Origin of the sequence: Microbacterium sp. 22303 (genome assembly GCF_052045265.1) — a bacterium.
Lineage (GTDB): Bacteria > Actinomycetota > Actinomycetes > Actinomycetales > Microbacteriaceae > Microbacterium.
In genome coordinates this window covers 58049-70638 of the sequence record NZ_JBQEOQ010000002.1, presented here as the reverse complement: position 1 = coordinate 70638, position 12590 = coordinate 58049, and the positions used below count along the sequence as shown (strand labels likewise).

Here is a 12590-nt window from a genome sequence, read left to right as displayed (position 1 = left end):
GGACGCGGACGCTTCTGGAGCGGGCGCTTCTGCAGGACGGATGCACGTTCCAAGGACGGATTCGCGGATTCCGTCCTGCAGACCTGCATTTCTCCTGCGGAGCCGCGCCCCGGGCCGGCCCGCCACGCGCCGGGTCAGTGGGCCGTGGCGACGCCGATCGAGTCGTGGATCATCACCGCGGCCACCCGCGCCCCGGCACCGGCGGCCACGATGAGCTGCTGCGGACCGGGCGAGGCGACGTCGCCCGCGGCGTAGAGTCCGGGCACGCTGGTGCGGCCCGCGCGGTCGGCGGCGAGGTGACCGTGCGCGTCGAGATCGGGCGCGAGTGCGGGCAGGAACGAGAGGTCGGTCTCCCATTCGGGGCGCACGAAGCCACCTTCGACCGCGTGCATGGATCCGTCGGCGAGGCGGATGCCGGTGAGCGCCCCGCGCTCTCCGTACAGCTCGGCGATCGGGCTGCGTTCGACCGCGATCCCGGCGGCCGCGAGCTCGGCCTCCTCCGCGGTGTCGACGGTGTCGGCGCCGTTCGTGAAGACCGTGAGCTCCTTCGTCCACCGCGCGATGAGCCGGGCTCGGGCGGCGAGGTCCGGCGTCTCGCCGATGAGGGCGAGGGGGCGGTCCTGCAGCTCCCAGGCGTCGCACGCCGCGCAGCTGAACAGGCTCACGCCGTAGAACCCGCGCAGGTTCGGCACCTCGGGCAGCGTCTCGCGCAGGCCCGTGGCGAGGAGCACGCGGTGTGCGGCGATCCGTACCTCGGGGGCGCGTCGGCCGATCTCGGCGACGAACCCGGATCCGTCGGCCTCGATCTGGAACACCCGCTCGCGGGTGCGGATCGTGACGTTCGGGTAGGCGGCGAGCTCTTCGCGCGCGATCCGCCGCAGCTCGTGCGGGGGGATCCCATCCCGGGTGAGGAAACCGTGCGAGATGAGGGTCGCGGCGTTGCGCGGTCGGTCCGCGTCGACGACGAGCACGCGCGCCAGAGAGCGCGCGAGGTTCAGTGCGGCAGAGAGCCCGGCCGGCCCTCCGCCCACGATGAGCACGTCGTAGACGTCGTCAGTCATGCCCGTCACCCTGCGGCGGGAGAGCGGCGACGACGGGGTGGTCGAACGCATAGGGACCAACCTTGGCGGCGCCGCCCGGGGATCCGATCTCGTCGAAGAACTCCACGTTGGCCTTGTAGTAGTCCGTCCACTCGTCGGGGAGGTCGTCTTCGTAGTAGATCGCCTCGACGGGGCAGACCGGCTCGCAGGCGCCGCAGTCGACGCACTCGTCGGGGTGGATGTAGAGGGAGCGCTCGCCCTCGTAGATGCAGTCCACGGGGCATTCGTCGATGCACGCGCGGTCCTTCACATCCACGCAGGGCAGCGCGATCACGTAGGTCATCGGGCGAGCGCTCCGGTGCCGGAGAGCGCAGAGCGGCGCGAGATCTCCACCTGCTCCTCGCGCGGCACGACCTTGACCCGCTCGCGCGTGTGCTGGTGTGCGGCCCCCAGAGCGCGCTCGTGCGCGTCGAGCTCGAGCCACCCGTCCCACGTGGTCACCTCGACCTCGCGCTCGGCGAGGAGTTCCAGCACGTCGGCGGACTCGGTGGGGGCGACGAGCCGACCGGCCTCGGCGTCCTCGAGCAGGTTCGCGATGGTCTCGGTTGCATCGGACTTGGTGTGCCCGATGAGGCCCACCGGACCGCGCTTGATCCAGCCGGTCGCGTACAGCCCCGGCGTGCCGTCGACGCGGCCGCCCTCGTTCGGCACCACGCCGCGCTGGGCGTCGAAGGGGGCGTCGACGATCGGCGAGCCGAAGTAGCCGACGGCTCGGTACACCGCGGTGATCGGGTACTCGACGAACTCGCCGGTGCCCGAGACGGATCCGTCCTCGGCCGGAGCGGTGCGCTCGAAGCGCACCTTCTCGACGCGATCGGATCCGATGATCGCCACCGGCGCGTGCCAGAAGTGCAGGTGCAGCCGGCGGCGGGCGCCGGTCGATTCGCCCCGGTTCTCGGGACGGTCGCGCCAGGCGTTCAGCGTGCGCAGCATGATCTTCAGCTGGTTGTTGGGCGCGGCGGCCGGATCCACGCCCTCGAAGTCCGCGTCATCGACGAGGATGTCGACTCCGGCGACCTCGCCCAGCTCACGCAGCTCGATCGGGGTGAACTTGATGTCGGCGGGCCCGCGGCGGCCGAACACGTGCACGTCGGTGACGGCGGACGCCTCGAGTCCCGCGAGCACGTTGTCGGGCACCTCGGTGCTGCGCAGGTTCTCCGGCAGCTTCGCGAGGATGCGGGCGACGTCGAGCGCGACGTTGCCGTTGCCGATCACCGCGACCTGCTCGTCCACGAGCGGCCAGGTGCGCGGCACATCGGGGTGGCCGTCGAACCAGGAGACGAAGTCGGCGGCGCCGTAGGATCCGGGCAGCTCGACGCCGGGGATGCGCAGGGCGGCGTCGCGGATCGCACCGGTCGCGAGCACCACGGCGTGGTAGCGGGCCTGCAGCTCGTCGAGGGACACGTCGCGGCCGACCTCGATGTTGCCGAGGAAGCGGATCGTGCGACGCTCGGCATCGACGCCCTGAGCGTCGAGCATCTCGTGCAGCGAGTTCACGATGCCCTTGATGCGGGGGTGGTCGGGGGCGACGCCGTAGCGGATCAGCCCGTACGGCGCGGGCAGCGACTCGAACAGGTCGATCTCGACGGTGCTGAACGTGTCGCCGGCTGCGCCGACGGTGCCGAACGTGTCGCCGGCGGCGCCGACGGACGAGCCGTTCGCGCGGGCGGCGACGGCGTTCGCGAGGATGTTGCCGGCGTAGATCCCGGCAGGGCCCGCGCCGACGATCGCGACGCGGAGCGGGGCGGAGGAGTTCAGAGCGGTCACGGCTGCAGGGTCTTTCGGTCGGATCGGGCGGAGTCGGATCGGGTGGAGGAGAGGAGCTTCTCGAGCAGGGCGGCCTCGGTCTGCGAGGGCGAGGCGTGCGGGCTCAGCCGCACCACGTCGCCCACGACGACGACGGCGGGGTTGCGCACCTGACGCACCGCGGCGACGGCGGCGATCGTGCCGAGCGTGCCGATCGTGACGCGCTCGCCGGGGCCGTAGCCGTCCTCGACGATCGCGACGGGGCAGTCGGCGCCGCGGTCACCCCGGGCGAGGATCCCTGCGGTGTGCGCGAGCGTGCCGATGCCCATGAGCAGCACGACCGTGTGGTCGGATCCGCCCGGCAGCTGCTCGATCGGATCGTGCGCGCTCGCGACGGTGAAGGCCGTGGCGACGCCGCGGTGGGTGAGCGGGATGCCGGCGACGGCGGGCACCGAGATCGCGCTGGTGATGCCCGGCACGACCTGTACCGCGATGCCCTCGGCCTCGCAGTAGAGGGCCTCCTCGCGGCCGCGGCCGAGCACGAACGGGTCTCCGCCCTTGAGGCGCACGACCTCGCGCCCGGCACGCGCGTGCCGCACCAGCAGAGCGTTGATCTCGTGCTGGGGCACGGGGTGGTGGCCGGGGGTCTTGCCCACATCGATCACTTCGGCGGTGAGGACTGTGCCCTCCGCGGCGAGCTGGTCGAGCACGGCGCGCGCACCCAGACGATCGGCGACGATCACATCGGCGCGCTCGAGGGCGCGCAGTCCACGGATCGTGAGCAGGCCGGCGTCGCCGGGGCCGGCCCCGACGAGGGTGACGGTTCCGTTGGTCATCATGCGCCTCCGAGCAGAAGTCCGCGGCGGCGCAGCACGGCCCGCTCCAGCGGGGCGAACAGCACCAGCTCGATCAGGATGCCGATCGCCAGGATCAGGATGATGGTCGCGAGCACGCCCGGCAGGTCGGCGAGCTGACGGGACTGGTCGAGCATGGATCCGAGTCCGAAGCCGATGGATCCGCCGGTCGCGATGATCTCCGCCGCCATCAGTGACCGCCAGGAGAACGCCCAGCCCTGCTTGAGGCCGGCGAGGTAGCCGGGCAGAGCAGCCGGCAGCACGATCGCGGTGGCGGCCTGCCAGCGGTTCGCGCCGAGCACGGTGCCCACACGGCGCAGCTGCGGCTGCACCTGGTCGATTCCGGAGAGCAGTCCGTTCACGATCGAGGGGATCGCGCCCATGAGGATCACGAAGTACACGGTCGCATCGGACAGGCCGAACCAGATGATCGCGGCGGGCACCCAGGCCACGGACGGCAGCACCTGCAGCCCCGAGATCAGGGGTCCGGCGGCACGGCGCAGCAGCTTCCACTCAGCCAGCAGCAGGCCGATCGGCGTGCCGACGACGATCGCGATGACGAAGCCGATGCCGCCGCGCTCGAGGCTCGTGAGCACAGCCTCCTGCAGGCGGCCCGCCTGCCAGGCGTCTCCGAGCGCGCCCAGCACCTGCAGGGGGCTCGGCGCCTTGTCGGGCCGGGGGTTCGCGATGACGATGTACAGCTGCCAGGCGGCGAGCAGCAGCACCAGCAGACCCACCGGCGGCAGGATGGCGCGCAGGCGCTCGCGGGTGGGGGAGACGGAGCCGGCCTCGGCGGTCTGCAGCCGGTCCAGGCCCGCTTCGAGACGGGCGAGGTCGTCGTCGGTGCGTCGTCCGGTCCCTGAGCTTGTCGAAGGGACCTGCCCCGCCCCCAGGGATGTCGCTTCGACAGGCTCAGCGACCGGGATGATCTTGTCAAGAGGCATTGCGGCGGATCTCCTTCCGCAGCTCGACGGTGATCTCGGCGGCCAGCGCCGACACCTCGGGCGACTCGATACGACGGCCGCGGGTGCGTGCGACGCGCCATTCGCGCGAGATCCGGCCGGGGCGGCTGCCGAGCAGCACGACGCGCTCGCCGAGGCGGGCGGCCTCGCGCACGTTGTGGGTCACGAACACGATCGTGCGGCCTGTTTCGCGCCACACGTTCTCCAGCACCTCGTGCAACAGGTCGCGGGTGATCGCGTCGAGCGCGGCGAACGGCTCGTCCATGAGCAGCACCGGCCGGTCCTGGGCCAGGGCGCGGGCGAGCGCGACACGTTGCCGCATGCCGCCGGAGAGCTCGTGCGGGCGCTTGTCCGCGGCGTCCGCGAGGTTCACGATCCCGAGCAGGCGCAGCGCCTCCGCCCGCCGCTCCGCGCGCGGCACCCCGCGCAGACGCAGGGCGAGTTCGACGTTGCGCCGGGCGCTCAGCCACGGCATGAGTGCCGCATCCTGGAACATCACGGCGGCGCCCTCGTCCGGAGCCGTCAGCGAGCCCGAGCTCAGCGGCTCGAGGCCCGCGATGAGGTTCAGCAGGGTGGACTTGCCGCAGCCGCTCGCGCCGAGCAGGCAGACGAACTCTCCCGGCAGGATGTCCAGGGAGATGTCGTCGAGCACGACGGGGCCGGATCCGTACCGCTTGGTCACATGCGCGAGGCGCACGGCCGGATCCACCGGATCCGGTGCGGGCAGGACCGGGGTGACCCCGTCGAAGCTCGGCGCGAGCGGGGCGGTCATTTCTTCGTTCCCAGCCCGCCGTCGCTCACGGCCTTCTCGCCGCGCTCCTTCAGGGCGGCGTTCAGCGCCGCGAGATCGAACAGGCCGTCGATCGAGCCCTTCGTCTGCGTACCGGCGGTGACGCCGTTCTTGACCAGGGTCGCGAACGCCTTCGCGTTCGGATCGGCCGAGAACGACACCGTGCTGAGCGCCTTGGTCAGCACCGCGTCCGAGAGCGGCTTGCCGGTCGCGGCCTTGAGCGCGTCGTTGACCGCGCCGGGCAGCTCGGTCTTGTGCTTCGCGATCCAGTCCAGGGAGTCGAGGTGACCCGCCACCAGCTCCTTCACGGCGCCGGGGTGCTTGTCGGCGAAGTCCTTGCTGACCAGCAGCACCGTGGTCGGGAAGGTTCCGTCGGGCCACAGGTCGCGCTCGTCCTGCAGGACGTGCCCGCCGGCCTCGACGACCAGACGCGAGGCCCACGGCTCCGGAACCCAGGCGCCGTCGACCTGTCCGTTCTTGAAGAGCGTCAGGGTCTGAGCGTTCTCGGTCGGCGTGATGTTCACATCGCCGCCGCCCGTGACGCTGGTCTTCAGCCCCTTCGAGGAGAGCCAGGTGCGCAGTGCCACGTCCTGCGTGTTGCCGAGCTGCGGGGTGGCGAGCGTCTTGCCCTTGAGGTCGTCGGCGCTGGTGATGCCGTCGCGCACCACGAGGGCCGCGCCGCCGCTGGTCGCTCCGGCGATCACGCGCACGGAGGCGCCGCCCGATTTGATGAACGAGTTGATCGCCGGGTTCGGGCCGATGTAGGCCGCGTCGATCGCACCCGCGGTGAGCGCCTCGATGGCCGCGGGGCCGGCGTTGAACACCTCGGTCTTGAGCTGGGTCGCGCCGAGCTCCTTCTGGATCAGGCCCTCCTGCAGGCCGACCAGGGCCGGGGTGTGCGTGACCGTGGCGAAGTAGCCCAGGTGCAGCTCCGCGAGGTCGTCGTGCGTCGGGGAGGCCGACGGGCCGGAGGCCGCAGCCTGGCCGGAGGCGCAGCCGGCGAGCATCGCCATCGCGAGTCCGAGAGAGGTGAGGGCCGTGCTGATGCGGGTCTTGCGATTCACTGTCGCCTCCTTAGGGCGTCTTCTGGTGGGGTCAAGCCGGTCATTGAGCCTGTCGAAATGACCGTGATTCGGGGCTGGTCCCTTCGACAGGCTCAGGGACCGGGGCGTGGTCAGCCGGCCGCGACGACCGTGGCGGCAGCCAGCGTCGCTCCGTCGACCGGGTGGATGAGCAGCAGGGCGCCGCCCTCCCGGTCATCGGCATAGGGCTCGAGGGGGAGCGGCGACGCGAAGCGGATCCGCACGCGGCCGATCTCGTTCACAGCCAGTTCTGCGGCGTCTTCGAGGGCGAGCGTGTCCAGGTCGCGGCGCGAGAGCACCTCGGTCACGATCGCCTGCACCGTGGCGGTGCCGTGCTTGGCGAGCACGCGGGCGCCCGGGGCGATCGGCCGCACGTCGAGCTGGAAGATCTCGACCTCGGCCTCCGCGTGCCCGTCCGGCACGGTGCCGGCGGTCGCGATGAGGGCGCCGCGGGCGGCGTCCACCTCGTCCGCGAGGGTCACCGCGATCGACTGCGCGGTGTGCGCGGCCTCCGCGACCCGCCCCGCGACGCGGATCCCGGTGACGGTCGTCTCGTATCCGCCGGGGAACACCTGCACGCGGTCGCCGACGCGGACGGATCCGCTCGACACCCGCCCGGCGAAGCCGCGGTAGTCGCGCAGCTCGTCGGCCTCGGCGTCGTCGATCAGCGCCGAGATGCCGCCCTGCGGACGGATCACGGTCTGCACTGGCAGGCGGAACGCGGCGTCCTCCTCGGCCTGGCGCGCGGGAAGGGTCTCCAGCAGCTCGCGCAGGGTGGGGCCGTCGTACCATCCGGTGCGCACGGACCGATCCACGATGTTGTCGCCCTCGAGCGCCGAGACCGGGATCACATGCGTGTCGATGAGGCCGAGCTCGGCCGCGACCGCGAGCGCCTGCTCCTCGACCGCGCGGAACCGCTCCTCGTCGAAGCCGGTGAGGTCGATCTTGTTCACCGCGATCACGACGTGCGGCACGCGCAGCAGTGACACCACGGCGAGGTGGCGGCGGGTCTGCTCGACGACGCCCTTGCGCGCGTCGATCAGCACGACCACCGCGTCGGCGGTCGCGGACCCGGTGACCATGTTGCGGGTGTACTGCACGTGTCCGGGGCAGTCGGCGAGGATGAAGCTGCGCGCATCGGTGGCGAAGTAGCGATAGGCGACGTCGATCGTGATGCCCTGCTCGCGCTCGGCGCGCAGCCCGTCGGTGAGCAGCGCGAAGTCGAACTCGCCGTGCGCGAAGCCGCGGTCGGCGGAGGTGCGGGCCACCTGCTCGAGCTGGTCGGCGAGGATCGCCTTCGCGTCGTGCAGCAGCCGGCCGACCAGGGTCGACTTGCCGTCGTCGACGGATCCGGCGGTCGCGAAGCGGAACAGGGTGGTGTCGCGGAGCAGCGCCGGGGCGGTCTCGATCGTGCTCATCAGAAGTATCCGTTCTTCTTGCGGTCCTCCATGGCGGCCTCGCTGATGCGGTCGTCGGCGCGCGTGGCGCCGCGCTCGGTGAGGGTGGAGCGGGCCACCTCGGCGACCACCTGGTCGACCGTGGCGGCGTCGGATTCGACGGCGCCGGTGCAGCTCGCATCTCCGACCGTGCGGTAGCGGACCACGCGGCGCTCGACCTGCTCGCCCTCGCGGGGCTGGGCGAACTCGTTCACGGCCCACCACATGCCGTCGCGGCGGAAGACCTCGCGCTCGTGGGCCAGGTACAGCGGCGGCAGGGCGATCTGCTCGCGGGCGATGTAGCGCCAGACGTCCAGCTCGGTCCAGTTCGAGATCGGGAACGCGCGCACGTGCTTGCCCGGCGTGTGCCGGCCGTTGTACAGGCTCCACAGCTCGGGGCGCTGGTTGCGCGGATCCCACTGCCCGAACTCGTCGCGCAGCGAGATGATGCGCTCCTTCGCACGTGCCTTGTCCTCGTCACGGCGGGCGCCGCCGAAGACGGCGTCGTGCTTGCCCGCGGTGATCGCGTCGAGCAGCGGCTGGGTCTGCAGCACGTTGCGGGTGCCGTCGGGTCGCTCGGCGAGGCGGCCGTCGTCGATGTAGTCCTGCACGCGGGCGACCTCGAGCTTCAGGCCCAGGCGCTCGACGGTCTCGTCACGGAACCGGATGACCTCGTCGAAGTTGTGCCCGGTGTCGACGTGCAGCACGGGGAAGGGGATCCGGCCCGGCGCGAAGGCGCGAGCGGCGAGGTGCAGCACGAGCACGGAGTCCTTGCCGCCGGAGAACAGCAGCACGGGGCGCTCGAACTCGGCCACGACCTCGCGGATGATGTGGATCGCCTCGGCCTCGAGCAGGTCGAGGCCGGTGAGGGCGCCCGCGTCGGTGCGCGAGGGCAGGGTGTCGATGATGCTCATACGTGGAGTCCGCATTCGGTCTTGGCGAGTCCGGCCCAGCGGCCGGAGCGGGGGTCTTCGCCGGCGGCGACGGGCTTGGTGCAGGGCGCGCAGCCGATCGAGGGGTATCCGTTCGCGACGAGGGGGTTCACCACCACGTCGTTCGCGGTGGCGTAGGCGATGAGGTCGTCGAACGACCACGCCGCGACGGGGTTCACCTTGATGAGCCCGTTGCGCTCGTCGAAGGTGATCAGGGGCGTGTTCGCCCGGGTGGGCGCCTCCTCGCGGCGCACGCCGGTGAACCACACCTCGTAGCCGCCGAGGGCCTGGTGCAGCGGGGCGACCTTGCGCATCTCGCAGCAGAGGGCGGGATCCCGTGCGAACAGGTCTTTGCCGAACTCGGCGTCCTGCTCGCGCACGGTCTGCGCGGGCTTCACATCGACGATGCGCACGTCGAGCGTGCGGGCGACCTCGTCGCGCGTGAACGTCGTCTCGAGGAAGTGGTAGCCCGTGTCGAGGAACAGCACGTCGACGCCGGGGATCGCCTCGGCCACGAGATGCGGCAGCGCGGCGTCCGCCATCGAGCAGGCGACGGCGGCCAGGCGCGGGGAGACGTTCGCGGCGACCCAGGCGACGACCTCGGCGGGCGAGGCCTCATCGGCGGATCCGCTGCGCAGCTCTGCCGCGCCGCGCTCGGCGAGGGCGCGCAGCTCGTCGGGCGAGCGACGGGCCGGGCGCAGTTCGAGGTCCACGACGGTGCTCACTGCAGCGCCTCCTCGTCCGCGCGGTGCGCCCAGGTCGCGAAGGTCTCGTCGGCGCCGGCACGGTCGGCGAGGTAGCGGCGGATCACCCGTTCGGCGTAGTCCGCGATCCCGTCGGCCGGCACCTTCAGGCCGCGCACGGTGCGGCCCAGGCCCGCCTCCTCGCGGTCGGGATTGGCGAGCCCGCCGCCGAGGTGCACCTGGTAGCCGGGAACCTGCTCGCCGTCGATCATGACGAGCTGGCCCTTCAGGCCGATGTCCGCGGTCTGGATGCGGGCGCACGAGTTCGGGCAGCCGTTCACGTGCAGCGTGATCGGGCGGCCGATCTCGGGCTCGAGGGCGCCGAGGCGCTGCTCGAGCTGGTCGATCGCGATGGCCGCGTTGGCCTTGGTCTCGACGATCGCGAGTTTGCAGTACTCGATGCCGGTGCACGCGATGGTCGCGCGGCGGAACAGGCTCGGACGGGCCTCGAGTCCCAGCTTCGACAGGCCCGCGACGAGCGACTCGACGCGATCCTCGGCGATGTCGAGCACGAGGACCTTCTGGTACGGCGTGGTGCGGATCCGGGTGGATCCGTGCGCCTCGGCGAGGTCCGCGAGCCCGGTGAGCACGGTGCCGGAGACCCGGCCGACCGTGGGGGCGGCACCGACGTAGTAGCGGCCGTCCTTCTGCAGGTGCACGCCGACGTGATCGCCCTTGCCGACCGGCTTCGGGGCGGCCGGGCCGTCGGGCAGCGGGCTGTCCAGGTACTCGCTCTCGAGCACCTCGCGGAACTTCTCGGTGCCCCAGTCGGCGAGCAGGAACTTCAGCCGGGCCTTGTTGCGCAGCCGCCGGTAGCCGTAGTCGCGGAAGATCTGGGTGACGCCGTGCCAGACTTCGGCCACGCGGTCGGGGCTGACGAACACGCCCAGGCGCTCGCCGAGGCGGGGCACCGTGGAGAGCGCGCCGCCGACCCAGAGGTCGTAGCCGATGCCGAGCTCGGGGTGCTCGACGGCGACGAACGCGCAGTCGTTGATCTCGTGCACGACGTCCTGGCTGGGGTGGCCGGTGATCGCGGTCTTGTACTTGCGCGGCAGGTTGGCGAGCGTCTCGTCGCCGATGAACCGCTCCGCGATCTCCAGGATCTGCGGAGTCGGATCGATGATCTCATCGGCGGCGATGCCGGCGACAGGGGACCCCAGGATCACGCGGGGCACGTCGCCGCAGGCCTCGGTGGTGCTGAGATCGACGTCCTCGAGCCGGCGCCAGATCTCCGGCACGTCCTCGACGCGGATCCAGTGCAGCTGAATGTTCTGCCGGTCGGTGAAGTCGGCGCTGTCGCGTGCGAACTCGGTCGAGATGCCGCCGATCACGCGCAGCTGCTCGGTCGTGAGCTGGCCGCCGTCGATGCGCACGCGCAGCATGAAGTACTCGTCCTCGAGCTCCTCCGGGCTGAGCGTCGCCGTGCGACCGCCGTCGATCCCGGGCTTGCGCTGCGTGTACAGGCCCCACCAGCGGAACCGGCCGTGCAGGTCGGTGGGGTCGATCGAGGCGAAGCCGCCGGCGGCGTACGTCGATTCGATCCGCTCGCGCACGCTCAGCCCGCCGTCGGCGAGCTTCCACTCCTCGTTGCCGTTGAGGGGCTCGTGGCCGTCGACGGCCCACTGCCCGTGCGGCTTGGTGGGCACGCGGGCGGTGCGCGTGCGGGCACCACGCACAGGAACGATCGCTTCGGGAGGCATGCCGACAAGCTACGGGCGGATCCGCGCGGGCGCTCGTGTGTGTCATCGGCTCCGACACGGAGCGTCATTGTTCGACATGGTCCAGTTTCCTCCGGGGAGGATGCTGTTCAATGGAGCGTCCGCGGTGCGGCCCTCGATGGTTCTGCGGCGTGCGGTGAGTAGCGCGGGACCGGTGCGGTGGTGGCTCCACGACTTGACCCGCGCGGTTAGCCCTCATCCGAGGGAGAATCGGATATCAGAGCGGATCCGCGACGCGAGGGTGACGCCGTTCAGCGCCTGCGATCCTCCTCGGAGGCCCAGGCCACGCCGAGGGCGAAGAGGGTCGACACCTCGTAGTGCACCATCGCGGCGGCGATCCGGCGCCGCCCGGTGCGCGGGTTGATGCCGAGCATCCGCGCCGCCGTCTCCTGGGTGATGCCCTGTCGCATCAGCCGCAGCAGCGGCGTCCAGGAGTGCCCGGGCGGCGTGACCGGATCGGCGTGTCGCCAGAGGCCCTCGAAGTAGTCGAGGGCCATGGCTGCGAGAGCGCTGTTGCGCACGGCGAGCACGCTCGTCGGTCGTCCCTCGCCCCACTCGAAGGGCACGGCGAGCTGATCCGAATCGATCCAGAACCAGCTCGGCGGGTCATCCAGCAGCCGGCACTCGACCCCGACCGTGGCGTACATCCGGATCGATTCGACCGCCGCCGGGTCGTCGAGGGCTGAGGTCGGCATGATCACGCGCACCGTTTCTTTGCCGGCCAGGGCATGCGCGAACCGCTCGATCCGCTCCTCGCGGTCGTCCCCGGTCGCCAGGAAGCGACCGAGGTCGGGGAGCACGGCGTGCAGGGCGCCGGCGTCGTGTCGTGCGGTGTCGAACCACAAATCCTCCGACGCCTGCGGTCCGTGCCGCACGAGCACGGGCACCAGATCCGCCGATGACTCGCCCACCGACCAGTGCCGCAGCATCCCCGGCAGGTCCGCGACGATACGCTCCATGTCGCCCAGGACGATGCGCGCGGTGCGGCGCAGGTCGGCCGAGTGCGCCGCGACGGTTTCGGCTGCCCAGGTTGCAGGATGCGGGTAGCCCAGATTGTTGCCCTGCCCTCCGATCAGCCCTCGGGCGCGCAGCCGCTCGATCGCGGCTGCCGCCTCGCCCTGGTCCAGGTGTGCCAGGGATGCCACTTCCTCGATCGTCGCGGGGCGGCCGCGGTAGATCACCGCGAGCAGCTTCTCGTCGTCCATGTCGCCCATGTCGTCCTCTCCC

General features: G+C 71.5%; 12 protein-coding genes. All 12 read right to left on the bottom strand.

Annotated elements, in window-relative coordinates:
- Window positions 1-134: 134 nt before the first annotated feature.
- The 12 genes from ACTJI8_RS06050 to ACTJI8_RS05995 all read right to left on the bottom strand — a co-directional run bounded on the left by ACTJI8_RS06050 (window position 135) and on the right by ACTJI8_RS05995 (window position 12577).
- A complete protein-coding gene (locus ACTJI8_RS06050; protein WP_440732521.1) occupies window positions 135-1061 on the bottom strand; it encodes an NAD(P)/FAD-dependent oxidoreductase in 927 nt (308 codons plus the stop codon).
- A complete protein-coding gene (fdxA, locus tag ACTJI8_RS06045) occupies window positions 1054-1383 on the bottom strand; it encodes a ferredoxin (protein WP_440732520.1) in 330 nt (109 codons plus the stop codon). The genes ACTJI8_RS06050 and fdxA overlap by 8 nt, the downstream gene beginning before the upstream one ends.
- On the bottom strand, window positions 1380-2867 hold the full coding sequence (locus ACTJI8_RS06040) for an FAD-dependent oxidoreductase (protein WP_440732519.1): 1488 nt from the start codon (window positions 2865-2867) through the stop codon (window positions 1380-1382). Before ACTJI8_RS06040 ends, fdxA begins: the two co-directional genes overlap by 4 nt.
- On the bottom strand, window positions 2864-3685 hold the full coding sequence (cobA, locus tag ACTJI8_RS06035; RefSeq protein ID WP_440732518.1) for a uroporphyrinogen-III C-methyltransferase: 822 nt from the start codon (window positions 3683-3685) through the stop codon (window positions 2864-2866). Before cobA ends, ACTJI8_RS06040 begins: the two co-directional genes overlap by 4 nt.
- Window positions 3682-4644 (bottom strand): ABC transporter permease, encoded by a 963-nt coding sequence (locus ACTJI8_RS06030; RefSeq protein ID WP_440732517.1) that lies wholly within the window; start codon window positions 4642-4644, stop codon window positions 3682-3684. The genes cobA and ACTJI8_RS06030 overlap by 4 nt, the downstream gene beginning before the upstream one ends.
- Window positions 4634-5434: an ABC transporter ATP-binding protein gene (locus tag ACTJI8_RS06025; protein ID WP_440732516.1), complete on the bottom strand. Its 801-nt coding sequence runs from the start codon at window positions 5432-5434 to the stop codon at window positions 4634-4636. Before ACTJI8_RS06025 ends, ACTJI8_RS06030 begins: the two co-directional genes overlap by 11 nt.
- On the bottom strand, window positions 5431-6516 hold the full coding sequence (locus tag ACTJI8_RS06020) for an ABC transporter substrate-binding protein (protein ID WP_440732515.1): 1086 nt from the start codon (window positions 6514-6516) through the stop codon (window positions 5431-5433). The genes ACTJI8_RS06025 and ACTJI8_RS06020 overlap by 4 nt, the downstream gene beginning before the upstream one ends.
- A 110-nt stretch (window positions 6517-6626) precedes the next feature.
- Window positions 6627-7952, bottom strand: coding sequence for a sulfate adenylyltransferase subunit 1 (locus ACTJI8_RS06015; protein ID WP_440732514.1), 1326 nt, complete (start codon window positions 7950-7952; stop codon window positions 6627-6629).
- The gene (gene cysD / locus ACTJI8_RS06010) at window positions 7952-8884 is read right to left on the bottom strand and encodes a sulfate adenylyltransferase subunit CysD (protein WP_440732513.1); all 933 of its coding nucleotides are present in this window, start codon (window positions 8882-8884) and stop codon (window positions 7952-7954) included. The genes ACTJI8_RS06015 and cysD overlap by 1 nt, the downstream gene beginning before the upstream one ends.
- Window positions 8881-9627 (bottom strand): phosphoadenylyl-sulfate reductase, encoded by a 747-nt coding sequence (locus ACTJI8_RS06005; RefSeq protein WP_440732512.1) that lies wholly within the window; start codon window positions 9625-9627, stop codon window positions 8881-8883. Before ACTJI8_RS06005 ends, cysD begins: the two co-directional genes overlap by 4 nt.
- Entirely contained in the window at window positions 9624-11345 is a 1722-nt protein-coding gene (locus ACTJI8_RS06000) for a nitrite/sulfite reductase (RefSeq protein ID WP_440732511.1), read from the bottom strand. Before ACTJI8_RS06000 ends, ACTJI8_RS06005 begins: the two co-directional genes overlap by 4 nt.
- 269 nt (window positions 11346-11614) lie before the next feature.
- Window positions 11615-12577 carry a hypothetical protein gene (locus ACTJI8_RS05995; RefSeq protein WP_440732510.1) on the bottom strand — a complete coding sequence of 321 codons (963 nt, stop codon included), beginning with the start codon at window positions 12575-12577 and terminating at the stop codon, window positions 11615-11617.
- Between the last annotated feature and the right edge of the window lie 13 nt (window positions 12578-12590).